The 16,702-nt window shown below is 55.1% G+C and carries 16 protein-coding genes and 1 pseudogene; 7 read left to right on the top strand and 10 right to left on the bottom strand.

All coding sequences use genetic code 11. The features are described from left to right. Positions 1 to 71: 71 nt before the first annotated feature. Positions 72 to 995: a Ycf66 family protein gene (locus tag DYY88_RS01560; RefSeq protein ID WP_039724609.1), complete on the top strand. Its 924-nt coding sequence runs from the start codon at positions 72 to 74 to the stop codon at positions 993 to 995. A 134-nt stretch (positions 996 to 1,129) separates the two neighbouring features. Here the strand turns inward: DYY88_RS01560 and DYY88_RS01555 are convergent, their stop codons facing one another. Beyond that, on the bottom strand, positions 1,130 to 1,894 hold the full coding sequence (locus DYY88_RS01555) for an amino acid ABC transporter ATP-binding protein (RefSeq protein WP_044150305.1): 765 nt from the start codon (positions 1,892 to 1,894) through the stop codon (positions 1,130 to 1,132). Between the two features lie 120 nt (positions 1,895 to 2,014). On the opposite strand from DYY88_RS01555, the gene DYY88_RS01550 reads away from it, so the two are divergent. The 3 genes from DYY88_RS01550 (at position 2,015) to DYY88_RS01540 (ending at position 4,909) form a co-directional block, all read left to right on the top strand. Continuing rightward, entirely contained in the window at positions 2,015 to 2,857 is an 843-nt protein-coding gene (locus tag DYY88_RS01550; RefSeq protein WP_039724610.1) for a basic amino acid ABC transporter substrate-binding protein, read from the top strand. Between the two features lie 175 nt (positions 2,858 to 3,032). Then, positions 3,033 to 3,962 (top strand): thylakoid membrane protein ThyD, encoded by a 930-nt coding sequence (thyD, locus tag DYY88_RS01545; protein WP_039724611.1) that lies wholly within the window; start codon positions 3,033 to 3,035, stop codon positions 3,960 to 3,962. A 14-nt stretch (positions 3,963 to 3,976) separates the two neighbouring features. After that, on the top strand, positions 3,977 to 4,909 hold the full coding sequence (locus DYY88_RS01540; RefSeq protein WP_039724612.1) for a 2-hydroxyacid dehydrogenase: 933 nt from the start codon (positions 3,977 to 3,979) through the stop codon (positions 4,907 to 4,909). Between the two features lie 145 nt (positions 4,910 to 5,054). Here the strand turns inward: DYY88_RS01540 and DYY88_RS01535 are convergent, their stop codons facing one another. From DYY88_RS01535 to DYY88_RS24995, 4 genes and pseudogenes are all read right to left on the bottom strand, one after another. Then, positions 5,055 to 5,951 (bottom strand): AEC family transporter, encoded by an 897-nt coding sequence (locus tag DYY88_RS01535; protein WP_039724613.1) that lies wholly within the window; start codon positions 5,949 to 5,951, stop codon positions 5,055 to 5,057. A gap of 21 nt (positions 5,952 to 5,972) precedes the next feature. Next, positions 5,973 to 6,890: an FTR1 family iron permease gene (locus DYY88_RS01530; RefSeq protein ID WP_039724614.1), complete on the bottom strand. Its 918-nt coding sequence runs from the start codon at positions 6,888 to 6,890 to the stop codon at positions 5,973 to 5,975. Between the two features lie 156 nt (positions 6,891 to 7,046). Further along, positions 7,047 to 9,020 (bottom strand): serine/threonine-protein kinase, encoded by a 1,974-nt coding sequence (locus DYY88_RS01525; RefSeq protein ID WP_236146261.1) that lies wholly within the window; start codon positions 9,018 to 9,020, stop codon positions 7,047 to 7,049. 18 nt (positions 9,021 to 9,038) lie between these two features. Continuing rightward, positions 9,039 to 9,110, bottom strand: a pseudogene (locus DYY88_RS24995) (4-Cys prefix domain-containing protein); the annotation flags it as partial. 355 nt (positions 9,111 to 9,465) lie between these two features. Between DYY88_RS24995 and DYY88_RS01520 the strand changes: the two are divergent. After that, on the top strand, positions 9,466 to 10,803 hold the full coding sequence (locus DYY88_RS01520; protein ID WP_367889247.1) for a Coenzyme F420 hydrogenase/dehydrogenase, beta subunit C-terminal domain: 1,338 nt from the start codon (positions 9,466 to 9,468) through the stop codon (positions 10,801 to 10,803). Between the two features lie 15 nt (positions 10,804 to 10,818). On the opposite strand, the gene DYY88_RS23920 is transcribed toward DYY88_RS01520, so the two are convergent. The 5 genes from DYY88_RS23920 to DYY88_RS01505 form a co-directional block, all read right to left on the bottom strand. Further along, complete coding sequence (locus DYY88_RS23920; protein WP_160299471.1) at positions 10,819 to 10,980, bottom strand: hypothetical protein; 162 nt, start codon at positions 10,978 to 10,980, stop codon at positions 10,819 to 10,821. A gap of 165 nt (positions 10,981 to 11,145) precedes the next feature. Next, positions 11,146 to 11,292: a hypothetical protein gene (locus tag DYY88_RS23915; RefSeq protein ID WP_163685883.1), complete on the bottom strand. Its 147-nt coding sequence runs from the start codon at positions 11,290 to 11,292 to the stop codon at positions 11,146 to 11,148. 211 nt (positions 11,293 to 11,503) lie between these two features. After that, complete coding sequence (locus DYY88_RS01515; RefSeq protein WP_039724617.1) at positions 11,504 to 12,334, bottom strand: Cof-type HAD-IIB family hydrolase; 831 nt, start codon at positions 12,332 to 12,334, stop codon at positions 11,504 to 11,506. Positions 12,335 to 12,699: 365 nt separating this feature from the next. After that, positions 12,700 to 13,998 (bottom strand): flippase, encoded by a 1,299-nt coding sequence (locus DYY88_RS01510; protein WP_201278882.1) that lies wholly within the window; start codon positions 13,996 to 13,998, stop codon positions 12,700 to 12,702. A 161-nt stretch (positions 13,999 to 14,159) separates the two neighbouring features. Further along, on the bottom strand, positions 14,160 to 15,368 hold the full coding sequence (locus tag DYY88_RS01505) for a toll/interleukin-1 receptor domain-containing protein (RefSeq protein WP_084606889.1): 1,209 nt from the start codon (positions 15,366 to 15,368) through the stop codon (positions 14,160 to 14,162). A 97-nt stretch (positions 15,369 to 15,465) separates the two neighbouring features. Here DYY88_RS01505 and DYY88_RS01500 point away from each other — a divergent pair, with 97 nt between their 5' ends. Then, positions 15,466 to 15,882 carry a toll/interleukin-1 receptor domain-containing protein gene (locus DYY88_RS01500; protein ID WP_039724620.1) on the top strand — a complete coding sequence of 139 codons (417 nt, stop codon included), beginning with the start codon at positions 15,466 to 15,468 and terminating at the stop codon, positions 15,880 to 15,882. After that, positions 15,875 to 16,696, top strand: coding sequence for a toll/interleukin-1 receptor domain-containing protein (locus DYY88_RS01495; protein ID WP_039724621.1), 822 nt, complete (start codon positions 15,875 to 15,877; stop codon positions 16,694 to 16,696). Before DYY88_RS01500 ends, DYY88_RS01495 begins: the two co-directional genes overlap by 8 nt. The last annotated feature ends 6 nt before the right edge of the window (positions 16,697 to 16,702 follow it).

The raw sequence follows: 16,702 nt of genomic DNA, 5'->3' as shown, positions 1-16,702 counted from the left end.
TGAGATGGGTACCTTTGAAAGAATTGGCCAAGTCTATCAATGTTGCGTCTTCATCCTGAGAGGAATCCCCTGTGAATTTCGGTACACCAGTTCCCCTTCTCATCGGCATTGTTCTGATTCTTGGCGGGGTTGCCCTGTTTTTTGTAGACAGGCTCAAACCTGGCTACGGGCGAGACTCGGACAAGGTCTATGCAGTTCTCTGGTTGATTTCCGGGGTGTTTTTGTTAGGGCACCTCAACATGGAGCTGCTGGCTTCGTTTCAGCAGTTGATTATGGCGGGTATGTTGATTACCGTCACGATTCAAAGTGTGAACGCCCGGACCCCCAGGGAAGATCGCTATGCTCCGCAGCCAGCGGGTGGTGGTCGCGATGACTACTACCGGCCCAGTCGCCCCCCGCAAGATTATCGGGGCAGCAGCCCCCGCATGAACGTGCGGGCTGAGTTGGATAATGAAGGGCCATATCGCCCACGCTTTCCGGAAGACCGCCGGATGATTGGCGGTCGGGATGAGCCGCCGCGCAGGTCAGGATATTATGACGAGGGATATGACGATCGCTACGGGGCTAGTCCTGGTGGGTATGGCGATCGCTCCATGCCGCCGAACGATCGCCCGGTGGAGCGTTTGAACCCGAGTAGCGATCGCCTTCGCCGTCGGTCTAAACCGGGCGCGGGTCGGTATGACATGCCACCTGCGCGCGGATGGGATGAGTCAGCTAGCGGTTATGCTGCAAATTCGGGGGGCTACTCGGCTAACGGCGGTAATTACGGCGCTGATAGCTATGGCAGGAATGCTGCTGGGTCTGGTTATTCAGCCGCCAGCGAAGATAATTATGTGGGGTCTGGGGGGTACAGCAGTCATTCATCACCAGAGTCTAGCGATGCCGCTGCTGGGAATGGCGGGGACGACAGTTATGTTGACTATCGCCCGGTGAATAATTATCCCAACGATGAAGCTGGTCAGCCCCCTGCCGATTACGGCAGCCGACAATATTAACTCACCGAGTTTTTGAGGCAGGCAGCTACTTTGAAACTCTGATGTAACTCAGCCCCTCGGTGTATTGAATCAAAAACGGCGTCACTGGATTCTAAGTGACGCCGTTTTTGATTTGGGGCAAGGGAGTGGAGAGGCTAAACGACACCAGCGAGCTGCATGCGGCTCAGGAACGATTTGAGGCGATCGCTCTGGGGATTGGTGATCACGTCGTAGGCTTTGCCATCTTCTTCAATTAAGCCCTGATTGAGGAAGATAACCCGATCGGCGACGTCCCGAGCAAACTGCATCTCATGGGTAACGATGGCCATGGTCATGCCTTCTTCGGCGAGTTGCTTCATGACATCTAGCACCTCGCCCACGAGCTCAGGGTCAAGGGCGCTCGTCGGCTCATCAAACAAAATGATGTCAGGCGACATGCAGAGGGCACGGGCGATCGCGACCCGTTGTTTTTGTCCGCCTGAGAGTTGGTCAGGATAGGAGTTGCCCTTAGCCACCAAGCCGACTTTGCTCAGAAAGTGGCTGGCCAGTTCTCGACTGTCGTTTTTGGGTTTGCCCAGGACCTTTTGCGGTGCCAGGGTCAAGTTTTCCAGTACGGTCAGGTGCGGAAACAAGTTGAACTGCTGGAACACCATGCCCACCTGTGCCCGCAGCCGTTGCAGCTGTTTGCGGGACAAATTAGGGTTGGATAGGTCCATGCCATTTACCGTCAGAGTGCCACCGTTAATGGTTTCTAAGCGGTTGAAGCATCGCAGCAACGTGCTTTTGCCACAGCCTGACGGCCCAATAATGGCCACCACTTGCCCAGAATAAATTTCGCCACTGAGCCCTTTCAGCACTTCTAAGGGACCATAGCTTTTGCGGAGTTGGTTAAAGGCGATCGCAATCTGAGAGTCAGGCATAGCAAATGGGCGAATTCTGTAATGGGGATGGCATTCGAGAAATACTGTGAAGATTATCATCGACAAACTGGCAGTATCGTATCGTGGAAAGCCAGTTTGTGGTGAAAGGAAAGATTTTATATGACGATTAAGCGTTCAGCCTTTTTACGGAATGTCGCGTTTGGCCTCAGCGCATCGCTGGTATTGGCTGCCTGTGGCGGTTCTGCGCCGACTGACACGGCCGATGGCACCGACTCAGCAACGGACTCAGCCAACACCGAGGAAGCCACAGGTACGCTGACCGTCGCCACTGAGCCGGCCTTTCCGCCGTTTGAATTTCAGGACGAAAATGGCGAACTGGCCGGTTTTGACATTGATTTAATGAACGCCATTGGCGAAACCGCTGGTTTGGAAGTGCAGTTTGAATCATTGCCCTTTGACGGCATCATTCCCGCCTTGCAGGCAGGTACAGTGGATGCAGCAATTAGTGGCATGACGATCACCGAAGAACGTCTGCAAACTGTCGATTTTTCCCGACCATATGTGAAAGCGGGTCTGGCGATCGCGGTGCAAGCCGACAATACCGAAGTCGCGACGCTGGATGATTTGCAAGACAAGCGGATTGCCGTGCAGATTGGGACCACCGGGGCGGAAACAGCGGCAGAAATTCCTGGGGCTGAACTCAGTACCTTTGACTCGGCCCCCCTTGCCTTGCAAGAGTTGGCGAATGGCAACGTGGATGCGGTCATTAACGACGCTCCGGTAACGCTGGATGCGATCGCCTCCGGTAACATCGATGGCCTCAAGGTTGTCGGCGAACTGCTGACCACTGAGTTTTACGGTATCGCCTTGCCCAAGGGCTCGCCCAATGTAGAGGTGATTAACAACGCCCTCATGACCATGATGGAAGATGGCACCTACGCTGAAATCTACCAAAAATGGTTTGGTGAAGAGCCGCCCGAATTGCCAGAGTCCGCTTTTTAAGCTCATTTGAACAGTTGTGAAGCGGCTGGTTTGGACTTTTTCCTAACAGGTTGTCCGAATCAGCCGTTTTTGCTGCAAACCGGCGGGTCGGAATCTTGCGCCTAATTTCGCTGCCGCACAGCGCAAGGCAATTTGGTAGGTTTAAGGCAGTGAATTGTGAAGGAGTCGGGGTTACATGAAAGTGGCAGTCACCGGGGGCACTGGATTTGTGGGCAGTGGGCTGGTCAAAGCTCTGCAAGCTGCCGGCCACGAAGTGCTGGTTTTCTCTCGTGATGCTGCCAAAGCCCGACGGATCTTTCCTGCAGCGACCTTTCCTCAGGTAACGACGGTCACTTACACGCCCCAAACTTCCGGTGATTGGCAGGCGGCCATTTCGGGCTGTGATGGGGTGGTGAACTTAGCCGGAGCGCCCATCTCGGAACGGTGGACGGCGGCGCATAAGCGAGCCATGATGGATAGCCGCAAAGTCGGCACGGAGAAGTTGGTGGAGGCGATCGCCCAAGCTGAGGTAAAGCCGAAGGTCTTGGTGAGTGCGTCGGCGATCGGTTACTACGGCACCAGTGAAACGGCGACCTTTGACGAAAGCAGTGACCCAGTTAAGAGCGATTTTCTCTCACAAATCTGTCAAGCATGGGAAGCCGCTGCCCTGCAGGTGCAAGACATTGAGGGCGTTCGATTGGTCATTCCCCGCATTGGCATTGTGCTGGGGGATGGCGGCGCGTTGGAGCGGATGCTAACCCCTTTTCGTCTGTTCGCCGGTGGCCCCATTGGCAGCGGCAAACAGTGGTTTTCTTGGATTCACCGTGATGATTTGGTCGCTGTGTTGATGCGCGCCCTCACGGATGAGTCGATGAGCGGCGTCTACAATGCTACGGCTCCGAACCCTGTGCGCATGGCGCAAGCCTGCGAAGCGCTGGGGCAAGCCCTCAATCGTCCCTCTTGGCTGCCCGTGCCTGATTTTGTGATTGAGGCACTGCTCGGCGATGGGGCGGTGGTCGTGTTAGAAGGACAGCAGGTTTTGCCCAAACATTTATATGCAGAGGGGTTTGAGTACCAATACCCCACCGTGGGACAGGCCATGCAGGCGGTAGTTAACGCGCTTTAAGCCACTCGTTCCTGATGACCTTGCTCATTGTTTCGCCAAATCGTCCCGATCTCAACCGTTGGCAACAGGCCCTGCAAGCGATCGCCCCCGATTTAGAGATGGCGATCTGGCCTCAAGTCCCCACCCCGGAAGATGTCACCTTTGCGTTGGCATGGCAGCAGCCTGCTGGCATCTGGCCGCAATTGCCGAATTTGCGCTGCGTATCGTCGTTTGGGGCGGGGGTTGACCATTTGCTGCAAGATCCCGACCTGCCGATCGCCCTCCCGATTGTGCGACTGGTCGATCCGTTATTGGCTCAGTCCATGTTCGAATACATTGCGGCGGGGGTTATGGGGGTTTTGCGAGACTTCGATGTGTACGAAGCGCAGCAGGTGGCGGGAATTTGGCAGCCCCACGCGCTCACCTTAAGCCAGCACTGCACCATCGGCATTATGGGGTTGGGGCAACTCGGTACGTATACAGCTCAAAAACTTGTGGACTTGGGCTTCAACGTGGTCGGTTGGGCGCGATCGCCCAAACAGATTGCAGGTGTCACCGCGTATGTTGGGGATGCGCAACTACCGGAGTTCTTGCAGCAGACCCAGATCCTGGTCTGTTTACTCCCGCTGACGCCACAGACGCGCGATATTTTGAATCTTCACCTCTTTGCCCAACTACCGCGTGCGGCTTACCTCATTAACGTGGCTCGCGGTGCGCACTTGGTCGAGGCGGATCTGGTGGAGGCGATTCATGCCGGATATTTGCGTGGGGCTTGCTTGGATGTCTTTCGCCAAGAGCCCCTGCCGCCGAGCCATCCCTTTTGGGCACATCCTCAGATTCGAGTGACGCCCCACTGCTCCAGCATTACTAATCCGGAGTCGGTGGCTCCCCAGATTGTCGAAAATTATCGGCGATCGCAGGCGGGAGAACCATTGCTCAATCAAGTCTCGCGATCGCGCGGCTATTGAGGGAGAAATGGGTGGCCGGGGGGCCGGGAGATGGATGAGCAGGGGCATGCGTGATGGGATAGATCGCTCCAGGCACCCGGTCCCTTGGTCTTGACCTCAGGGTATCGGGTTATCCGGCAGGGACCGGGTGCCTCGTTAAAGGGACTCAGGTAAACGTTAGCAGTGCCCACAAAATGCTGGGCAGGGTAATGAAGCTTAGCAGGGTGGAAAGCACGATCGCTCTAGCTACTAAGTCAGCATCGCCACCAAATTCCGTCACCCAAATAAACGTATTCACCGCTGTGGGCATGGCACCTTGCAGCACCAGCACTTGCAAGTCTTGGCCCTGAAGGCCGATCGCGCCGCCAATGATTAGGGCGATCGCGGGGCCGAGGACCAGGCGCAATCCGGCGGCGACTAACACCGGGCGATCCAGGTAAAACTGCGTTTTGGCGAGTTGCATACCCAGGGTGATCAGCGCCACGGGAATCGCCGCCCCACCCAGCAGGTCCAACCCTTCATCGAGCCGCAGCGGCAAAGTAATCGTCAACGCTTGTAAGGCCAGACCGGCCAGCATCGCCCAAAAGACAGGCAGCCTCAGGGTTGTTCTGAGTCCAGTGGCTAAGCCCTGCCCTTTAAGGAGAGTCGGCCCGACGGTGGTGAGCAAAATGCTGCTGCTGATCAAGTAAACGATCGCCCGTTCTAACCCCGTTTGCCCCAGGGCAAAGGTGATAAACGGCAATCCCAAATTGCCCGTATTGGCAAAGAGGGTGGTGGCGAGGAGCGTTTTTTGTTGCAGCGGGTGCGCTTTGATGAGGCGACATAAACCATACACTAAGCCATACAGCAGGGCCGATACGACAAAGAAGCCCACCACAATCAGCAAGGCCCGCTCGGCGGTCAGCGTAATGCCGTATAGGCTGCTGGCGATCAGGGCGGGCAGTAGAACGTAGAGACTGAGCCGCGACAAGGTACGGCGATCCAGGCCGAGGGTACGACCTGCAATGAATCCCACCAAAATAATCAGGGCTACGGGCGCGATCGCGGGCAGTAAAACAGCCATAACGCAGGCGCTGAGTGACGTTTAACTAGAGGGCGACTTTTGGGCGGTAGGCCCTGCCCCAAGACTGCGGAAATAAGTGCCGCCGACGGTGATGATAAACGCCAGGTAGGCCAAGAGTTGACCGGCAAAAAGTTGCTCGCGATAGCCCAGCAGGGTTTTCAGCAGCACGCCGGGAAACGCTTTATCGGGCAAGACGTCGCGGGCATCCCACAGTTGTGGTCCGAGAATGCATGAGGTCTGGGAAATGCAAAGGTCGACGTTGACCGGATCAAAATTGCTGATGGCGAGAAAGGCGGCATCCAAATTGCGGAAAAACGAAATCACGAGGCCCCCCACAATCAAAATCAGCAAAACGCCCATTACTTGAAAGAAGGCCCTTAAGTTGATGCGGACGCCCCATTTGAACAATGCCAGCCCAATTAGGGTTGCTCCCAGTAGCCCGCCAGCCGCCCCAATCGCGGCGGTGACGCTTTGCTCCACGCTGGTGAAAATAAACAGCACCGTTTCAATCCCCTCTCGCAGGACGGCAATGCAGACCAGGCTGAAAATGGTGATACCTGCGGCGTCATCCTCTTGCAGCGCCGCAATCACGTCACCTTCGATATCGCCCTTGAGCGATCGCGCCTGTCGCGTCATCCAGAGCAGCATCCAGCTCAGCATGACGATCGCGATCGCGCAAAACAAACTGTCGAACAATGGTTCGATAATCGGTTCCAGGGTGGGTAACGCTTGCTGCGCCTGAGCCACGCTGTTAAAAATCAAGATGCCCGTCAGCAAGCTGCCCAGTAATCCGGCTCCAATGCCGAGATAAACCCAGCGATTGAGCTGACTCTGCTGGGCTTTATTGAGACAGGCTAGGACGATACCAACCACGAGAGCCGCTTCGACCCCTTCGCGCAGGGTGACAAAAAAGGTCGGGAGAGCAGGGGCAAAATCCATAGATGGGGGGAGCAATGACGGTAAATCGTGAAATGGAGGTACAACCCAGTCGCGGTTGCCGGAAAGCCTGTCTGGAGACGAGCCGGGGCCGCTCCCATTGGGTACTTCTGATGGTGATTGTAAAGGGTTTCTCTGCGAGGCGACGCGATCACGGGGTCAGTTGCCCCCCAACCGCCAAACCCGAATGGTCTTGTCGGCACTGGCGCTGGCAATGAGTCGGCCCGTGCGGTGAATGGCGATCGCGCTCACCACATGGCTATGTCCTAACAGCGTGTGCAACAGCGTGCCTGTTCGGGCATCCCATACTTTTACGGTGCGATCGTTGCTGCCACTGACAATGGTGCGGTTATCGGGGGCGATTTCCACCGAGTTCACCTCTTGGTTGTGCCCCTTGAGCACATGGATGATCGACCCGGTGCCGACACTCCAAACCACCAACGTTTTATCTTTGCTGGCGCTGACTACAAACAAACCATCGGTACTCACGGCCACATCGTTAATTGGGCTGACATGGCCTGAAAAGAAGCGAATCATTTCGCCGGTTTTGAGATCCCACTGTCGTACCTTATTATCCAGACCGCCGCTAAATAGCGTTGATTCATCCGGCATCATAGCCACGGCGCGCACCGCTGCTGGCGACCCCAGCAACGTCCGAATGGCAGTTCCCTTGTCTAGCTTCCAGAGTTTGATCGTTTTATCTTTGCTACCGCTCGCCAGAATCCAGCCTTTGTGGCCGATGGTGACGCTGGTGACGTCACGAGCGTGTCCTTCCAGCGTGTGGATTAAGCGCCCAGCCGATAGGTTCCAAACTTTGACGGTGCCGTCATCACCGCAACTGACCAGCACTTGACCCTTGGTGCTAATGCGCAGGTCATTGACCCCACGGGGATGCCCTTGCAGGGTCACCATTTGCGCCCCAGTTTGTAAATCCCACACCTTAATGGTGTCGTCTAAGCTGCCGCTAACTAACGTTGCCGATCGCGGATTAAAGGCTACTGCCGTCACCCAAGACTGATGTCCTGAGAGCACGCGGACACATTGCCAGTTGTCGCTTTCCGCAGGTCTGTCAGGGGCTTTTACGGGGTCGGGTGCCGTCACCGGCATGGCCAGAGCTGGCGTCGCTGGCGTCGGGAGTGGTGTGGGCGCCGGGGCGGTCGCAGTGGCCGGTGGCGGACTCGTTTGGGGAATCTGCGCATCGATCGTTGGCACCGCCACTGAGTTCTGGGTTGGTACGGCCACGGAGTCTGGTTGAGGCGCTGTCGGAGTGGCGGCCTGACTCTCAGGATGCTGGCGTACCCAGCCCGGCACGTTGCCGCGAAAGGTCGGTGATGAATCTAGCGCCGCTAAGACCGCTGGGGCATCCACAAACCGCTCTCCCACGGCATCCATCACCAGGCGATCGAGCACGGCCGTGAGTTCGGGGCTAACGGAGCGACTTTGTTGCGCCAAAACGTCTTGCCATCGCCAATTGCCGGCCATGTGGTCATAAAGCTTTTCGGGTTTGCAGCCCGTCAGCAGATGCAGGCAGGTCGCCCCCAGGCTATACAGGTCACTACAGGGATAGGCTTGGCCGCCGCGCAACTGTTCAATCGGAGCATAGCCCTCGGTGCCGATGCGAGTGCCTGGTGCGGCTTCGGATAAGGCTTCGCCAAAATGCTTAGCCACACCAAAGTCAATTAAGAAGAGGCGGCGATCGGTATCTCGCCGGATCAAATTGGTCGGCGTAATGTCGCGATGGATAACGTTGTGCCGATGGATAAAATCCAGCACAGGGAGAATATCGAGCAATAAATCGCGAATGCTGTGCTCATCCATGGGGCCGCTTTCCAGCACCTCTTGAATGAGGGTTTTACCGTCAATAAACTGCTGGACGAGATAGAGAAAATGGTCGTGTTCAAAGTAAGCCAGGAGGGCCGGAATCTGCACATGCTCGCCCAAGTCGTGGAGGCGCACGGCTTCTTGATTAAAGAGCTCGACCGCTTTGTTAAAGGCTTTGGTGCCCTTGGTTTGCGGCGCAAATTGCTTGATCACACAGGGCGCATTGAGGCGATCGCTGTCTAACGCGAGATAAGTGCGGCCAAAGCCGCCTCGGCCAATTAATTTTTGAGGCTGATAGCGCCCCCTTAGCATCTTGACCAGGGGCGTACCGCAACTTCGGCAGGTTTGCGCCGTGTCACGGTTTAAAGGATGAGCACACTGAGGATTCAAACAACAAATCATTCAACAGACCCTGTCCGGTCACGTTGCCGGCAAACATGTGAACCTCGCTAACTACCCGGCCAAGCGGTGACCTAAGACCCACCATTAGCCCAGGAGGCTCGTCAACAGGCAAGCAGAGAGACCTGCCGCTAGTCACACCGTGACTGACAGCGGGCCGCAATAACGACGCGGCGATCAACTCCCTTGCTGTCTCTAGGTTGCCCACCGTCTGGCCAAAATCGGCTCACCAGACCGGGAAACTCACACCTAAGCATAGTGTAGTTTTTTGATTCGCCACCGTTTATCAAAAGTTTCGCAAACAGGCCAGGGTCGCTGTCATGTGGCAGCCCTGAGCATGAAAGAGGGAACCGTTGTAGTGACAGGGGGTGGGGCTGGCGCAGCGACGAACAGCCGGGCGATCGCAGCAATTCTTTACATTTCTGCCGCCAACGAGAAACCGTCAAAGCCCTGCGGTAAGGTGGTTGTCAGACTCCTATTACAAACTGTTTTTGAACCCATGACGTTGGCTCAGTCTGCCCACAAAAAAGCGAAAGCCCTCCGCCCCGGAGCCCGCCGTCCGGCTAAGGAACTCTGTAGTGAATGCGGCTTGTGCGACACCTATTACATCCACTACGTAAAAGAAGCCTGCGCTTTTTTGAATCAGCAGTTTCCGGAGTTGGAAACTCAGACCCATGGCCGCGATCGCGACTTAGATGAGCCCCTAGAGCAATACTTTGGCGTGCACCACGATATGATGGCGGCCCGCAAGCTCGAGCCCATTGAAGGCGCTCAGTGGACGGGGATCGTCAGTTCCATTGCGATCGCCATGCTGACTCAAGGCCATGTCGAAGGGGTTGTGTGCGTCCAAAACACTGAGGAAGACCGCTTTCAACCCAAGCCGGTGATCGCCACCACGCCAGAGGAAATTTTGGCGGCGCGGGTCAACAAGCCCACCCTCTCACCGAACCTTTCCGTACTGGAGCAGGTCGAACAGTCGGGCATGAAGCGGCTGCTGGTAATTGGCGTCGGCTGCCAGATTCAAGCCCTACGCGCGGTCGAAAAAGAGTTAGGGCTGGAAAAGCTTTACGTCCTCGGGACGCCCTGTGTGGATAACGTTACCCGTACCGGGCTGCAAAAGTTTTTGGAAACCACCAGCCGCTCGCCGGAAACCGTGGTGCATTACGAGTTCATGCAAGACTTTCGGGTGCATTTCAAACACGAAGACGGCTCCATTGAAAAAGTGCCGTTCTTTGGGCTCAAAACCAATCAGCTCAAGGATGTGTTTGCGCCGTCTTGTATGAGCTGTTTTGACTATGTGAATGGACTGGCGGACATTGTGGTGGGCTACATGGGTGCGCCCTTTGGCTGGCAGTGGATCACGGTGCGCAATGAGCGCGGGCAAGAAATGCTCGACATCGTGATGGATCAGTTAGAGACGCAGCCAGTGGATTCCAAGGGCGATCGCCACGCCGCTGTGCAGCAGAGCATTCCCGCTTATGACAAAGGCGTGACCCTGCCCATGTGGGCGGCGCAACTGATGGGCGTCGTGATTGAGCGGGTTGGCCCCAAAGGGTTGGAATACGCCCGCTTTTCCATTGACTCGCACTTTACCCGCAACTATCTCTATGTGAAGCGCAACCATCCCGAAAAGCTGGAGGAGCATGTGCCTGAGTTTGCGAAGCGCATTGTGGGTCAATACAAGCTGCCTGAGTAAGTCCGATTTTGGGCCTTACCAGTGTCGTCTGACCAGCAACTCCAATTGCCGCACAAGCTGCTTCAGCCGTTGAACTTCCGCTTTGAGGCGGCGATTTTCTGATCGCAGAGCTTGGTTTTCCTGTTGCAGTGAGGTGCGGGTGGCGATCGCGTCCTCGGTGGCGAGTGTCGTTTTCATGGGTTTAGCCAGGCAGCAGTGCCGCAAGGTGCCTGAGAATTGCAGAGGAGTGGCATGGATGCGGCTCGTATGGGTCGATCTTAGCAATCCATCCCGGCGGCGCGGCAATCTGTCATAAAGCGGCATAAAGCCATGATGCTCTATAGGTTTATAACGCTCACGGTTTTAGGTGGCGGCGGTAGGGCTGGCATCGATCGCCCATTCGGAAGGATATTCGTCGCCAGCCAAAATTAAGTTTGGTATAAGTCGCGACAGTTTAATGCCCTCTGGGAAGGGCGATCGCGGTAGCCTGAAATCTCCTTGCTGGGCCACTTTGGCCTACTTCTGAGGAGGGCAATCGCGCCACTGATAAGAAAATCTAAAGTAGAAAGTGGTTGATTCCTAGTGACAGACTCTCGTTTCTCCGATACAGTTACTACTGTGTGAGGAGCGAACCAGTAAGGGCACCGAGACGAAACACGGCCAGTCGTCGGTGTCCTTTCTGTTTTAAATATTTTTTAGGGCTGTCTGAGCCGAGCGATCGCTACAAAATAAATTGCTCAATGGCGCTCACCACACCGTCATCTTCCACACTGGGGGCCACCCAGTCAGCGATCGCTTTAACGCCTTCGGGTGCATCGCCCATCGCCACCCCGACGCCGGCATAGCCAATCATTTCGTAGTCATTAAAGTTGTCACCCACGGTCATGACCTGATCAGGCGTGAGACCCAGCAGCTCTTCGGCCAGGTATTTCACGGCAGCGCCTTTGTTGGAGAGGGGGTGGGTGGCCTCAAAGAAGGTGGACACGGACTGGGTGAGATAGAGCTCAGCGGGGGGATACTGCTGCTTAAAGCGACTGAGCAATTCGGAGATGACGGTGGGATCGGGACTGAGGGCGAGCAGCTTGGTGGTTTTGATCGCGCGTTGCCCATTCAAATAAGCGGCTAAGTCTCCGACGGGAATCGGCTCAATGCCGGAGCGTTCGGCATATTCGCGAGTATCGGTCAAAATCTCGCGGACGTGCAGTTGGTCGTCGATGTAAAGGTGAATGGAGAGGCGTTCGGCGGCTTCTAACTCGGCGAGGGCGGCGAGTAATGCCAGGGTGTGTTCGCGGGAGAGGGGGGTGTGGCGGTACAGTTTGCCGGAAACGGGATCTTTGATCAGCGCGCCCTGGTAGGACATCAGCGGCAGGGGCGATTGCACGGCCTGGTGAAAGCGCACGGCGGAACGGTACATGCGCCCGGTGGCGATCGCCACTTGCACGCCCTGTTGCTGAGCGGCGGCGATCGCCTGCTTCACGCCTTCGGTGACGTCGTTTGATTTGCCTGCGATTGTGCCGTCAATGTCGAGCACCAATAGTCGAATGTCTGTCATGCCGCCGCATCCTTTAAGTGATCGCCCTTCAGCGTGACGCAGAGGTGGGGCAAATCACAAGGGCGAGGGAGCACAAATTTGCTGACGACGAGAATTGGTGCATGGGATTGCGGTGAGAGAGTGTGTGGGGAAGCTAATGGGCTGCGTTGCCGAACCCTTGGGGGCAGGCCCCCAAACCCCCGATGTGGGGACCTAACTTCCCCACGCCCCTCGAAAGGTTCGGCCAAGCGGCGAAAGCCGGGTGGGGTGCCTCCGCAAACTGATGGTGATTGAGGGCTGAAAAGAGCGATCGTGGGGGTGTCCTCAAGGCGACATTTTGGGGGAGAGTGGGCGCTGGCAGCTGGTCAGTCAATCAGGATTGCACCTCAAAAGGTATCGAGGATGGAGGGGCGGACGCCGAGCTTTTGCACCACTAGGCGATAGAGCCAAATATTCCACATGGCCATGGAGAGGGCGGTGGCGATCGCGGCTCCTAAGATGCCGAACCAGTGAATGCCGACGAGGTTCAAAATCACGTTGACGAGGGCGCTGGCGGCCATGACTCCGGCGGCTTGGTTTTGGTAGGTGGTCATGGTCATCAGATAGCCCACTGACCCGGCCCCGACGTTCACGAGTTGTCCCAGCATCAAAACAATTAGCGCTCCCTGGGCGGCGACAAACTCGGCTCCAAATAATTGCAGGATGGGGTGCGAAAAGTACACGATCGCGATCGCCATGGCGAGGGCGGGATAAAACATCCAGCGGGCGATCGTGGAAACGAGTTGCTGCAACCCGGCTTGGTCATTCTGGGCATAGAGGGTGGCGATCAGGGGCGCGGCCATGGCATTAACCGCCATCAAGATGAAGGGCACCCAGGCGGCAGTTTTTAACGCGGCAGTGTAAATCCCCACATCTTGGGCGTTCAACAATAGCCCAATCATCAGGGTGTCGGTGTGGCTCAAAATCATGTAGGAACCGCCCATCAGCATCAGCGGCAGGGCGATGCGCCACCACTGCGCGGTTTCATAAATGTGCGGGGGGCGGCGAATGGGGGGCGCGAGTCGGGTCTGAAACCAGCCCCACTGCAACAGCAGCACCAGGAGCAGGGCGATGAGACTCAGCCCCATCGCGACGGTACTGCTCAAGGAGCGGTGCGATCGCCAACTAACCGCCAACACTAGCAGCATCACGGGCTGCCCAATCAGTGACGGAGCAAACGCCAAGACAATTTGCTGAAAGCCCCGAATGATTTCTTTTTGGAGGCTGAGCAGCGTCAAGCCCGGAATGTTCCAAATGCCGAGGAGCAGGGGCCAGGTATAGACCCCCAAGTCGCGAGTTGATTGCAGCCAGACCCACCCGGCAGTGGCGCACCCGGCAACGCCGATGCTGACGAGCAACAGCTGTCGCCAACTGCCGCCAATGAGCCCCCCCAGTCGCGCCCAATCGCTTTGGGCGCGATAGGCCGATACCAGTCGCAGCGCTACCCCCGGCAGCCCAAAGCTGGCAATAAACGCGCCAATGACGCTGATGGCAGTGGCGTATTCATACACGCCGTAATCGGTAGTGCCCAGCCAGCGGGCCAGCCACACCTGCGCCGCGTAAAGGATGCAGGCGCTCAGGAGTTGCACGCTCAGCGCCGCCCCCGCCCCGCGCATAAATGTGGTCAACAGCCCCGATGGTTGCACCCGCAGTCCTGATAGTCACTGGGCAACGTTGTCAGTTATTACGAATAATATCCTCGACACGAGTAGCAATTTAAGGGTAGTCAATGATGATGACAAAATGTTGAGCAATAATCCCTGACAGTTCATTAAGGCCACCCCAAAATAGAATCATTCCAGCTGGGTCAACTTGTCTCTGACAGAGAACGTTTCAAGTCTTTCACGAGACGATCGAAGACAGATTGATAGACATCGTAGTTTTTCCAGTTGCAGAAATTACCAATGTTGCGTGATCGCTTAATCAATCCCGCCCATCCATCGCTGGAGTCCATCACTGCATCATCAATCCTCACCGGAAATAGCACTAGACACCCGCTCTCTTGCTCTTTCTCCAGCGCTGACTCCACTTCGCTTTCCACCCACGGACTGTTAACGGACTGCTCCGACAAAATCAGCAACAATTTGTCATGCCTGCGAATTGCTTGATCAATACCTGCTCGAATTTTGGCTCCAATCGGCAAATCCTCTGGTGCGTACCAGCAGCGCACACCCTTATCTTGTAAGTCTGCATGGAGGCGCTTAGCAAATTCCTCATCCTTATGAGAGTAGCTGATGAAGCAAGAGTAGAATTGAATTGGCTTATTCAACAGAGATGGCATGTAATCGATAAGGGTATCTGGTAAGCCGACACCTCGAAGAAAAGACAGCGGTAGTTGACTGTTATTCAGGAGAGTTTGGTGGTCAACGTGGCTGTAGGATGAATGCCTGCAATCTTCCAACCCTTGGGAACTACTTAAATCAACACCTGCAAAAATCGTGCCGCTTAGGTTCGCGCTGTTGAACTTAGTGCCGGAAAGTTTAGTGATATTGAAAGTAGCGCTGTCTAAGTCTGCCCCGGTTAGGTCTGCTCCAGTCAAGTCTGCTCCAGTCAGGTCTGCTGCAACTAGATTCACCCCACTCAGATTTGCACCACACAAATCAGCGAAACTGAGATCGGCTTGTTCTAGGCTAGCCCCACTAAAATCTGATTCATCTAACGTGGCTCCAGCGAGCCTAGACTGAAAAAGATTTGAGTTCCGGAATGATGCCTTGAAAAGGTTGATCTCTCGCAAGTCAACGTTTTCGAGACTGGTTTCGCTAAGATTGACACCCCGAAGATCCGGGAACAGCAGCTTGCCTTCTTCTGAAGCTAACCAATTTGGCTCTTCCCAAAGCTGCTGTTTATTGAACTTATTCCACAGCACTAACCTTTGCTGATTCCAAACGTCCACCCCTTGTTTGAGTAAAGCTAATTGTTCTGTGCTCGCCATTGTTGCGTGTCCTAGCGATGTCACCAATTTAGCAACGTTAATCCGAGCCAGCCAGCTTGAACAAAAGCGTTGCGATGTCAGCATCTCGATCTATCACTGACTTATCATGAGTTAAGCGGTATGCCCTTCAAGTTACTAGTCTTGTGAGGTTGAGGGCATCTAGGCAACAGAGTGCACTCATATGCAACCATATCGAGTCTTTTTCTCTCATGGCAGCGATGACAAGTATGTCGTCGCCAACTTGCTAAAACCCAAAGTAGAGGCCACAGGCGCTAAAGTTTTCTTAGATGCAGGTGAAATTGAGTACGGAGATGATTTCCGAAGGAAGATTCTAGACGAGCTAGCGATCTGCGACGAGTTGCTCGTACTTTTCACTAGGTCCTCCTTGCGCCGACCTTGGGTTCTGGCCGAGGTCGGCGCTATTCTTGTCCGCAATAAGCGCATCGTCGCGATTCGCTACGGTCCTTCGGAGTCAGAGTTGCAAGAACTTGGCATACTCTCTCTGCTGGGAACGAACAATCTTTTGAACCTGACAGACGAAGATGTTGACAAATATCTCTCACAGTTGAGCGACCGAGTGGAGAATCACAATGCATGACGTTTTTATTTCGTACACTAGACAAGATAGTGGTGTAGCTTTACGACTAGCAAATGCTCTCCAACCGTACCACCTATCTACCTGCCTGGACGTAGAAACCCTAGTTGCGGGGGAAGAGTTTTCAGTCCAGGTGGCTCGTGAAATCGCGGAGGCTCGGGCCGTTGTTTTGGTGTTATCACGTCACGCACAACGTAGTCATTGGGTCAAGCAAGAACTAGTCTCCGCTCTTGAAGGAGACAAACTTGTTGTTCCACTGTTGCTGGATGATGAAGCAACCCACAACTGGATCTGGCCTCTGGTTTCTGATCGTCAGGCTATCAAAGTGGACAAGACTACAGATTTTGACGAGCTGGCCTTACAACTGAGACGAGCCATCACTCGCGTCGAGATGAAATCGAGTGAGCGCTCTGCCGCTAAATCCTTCAGCGATATTGAAATTGGGGAAATCATTGGCCCGGTTGCTTTTGGCGGCACTGCCGGCATGAGGGGAAATGTTCACAATACTGGATGTTTTCCTACAATTAACGATATAACCTGGGGTGATCTTACCCAACACCAAAGGCTGAAAATCTTGCTGACCAATCTGGAAGCAGCATTACAAAAGATGCCTTCTGACCGTTTGGAAGATGCCCAACGTATTTCAGAAATGACTGATGTTTTGGTTTCTGAAAGTTCCCGAAAATCACCTAATACATCTTTCTTAAATTTGGGTGCAGAGGGTTTGATTGAGGCCGCGGATGCTGTCAAAGATATTGCACCTGATGTAAGAAATACTGCAACGGAGATTGCTACACTATTGGGTCAAAATCACTAATGCTAT

The organism is Leptolyngbya iicbica LK, from assembly GCF_004212215.1.
Classification (GTDB): domain Bacteria; phylum Cyanobacteriota; class Cyanobacteriia; order Phormidesmidales; family Phormidesmidaceae; genus Halomicronema; species Halomicronema iicbica.
The sequence above is the reverse complement of the archived record's forward strand: the minus strand, read 5'-3'. Positions and strand labels throughout refer to the sequence as shown.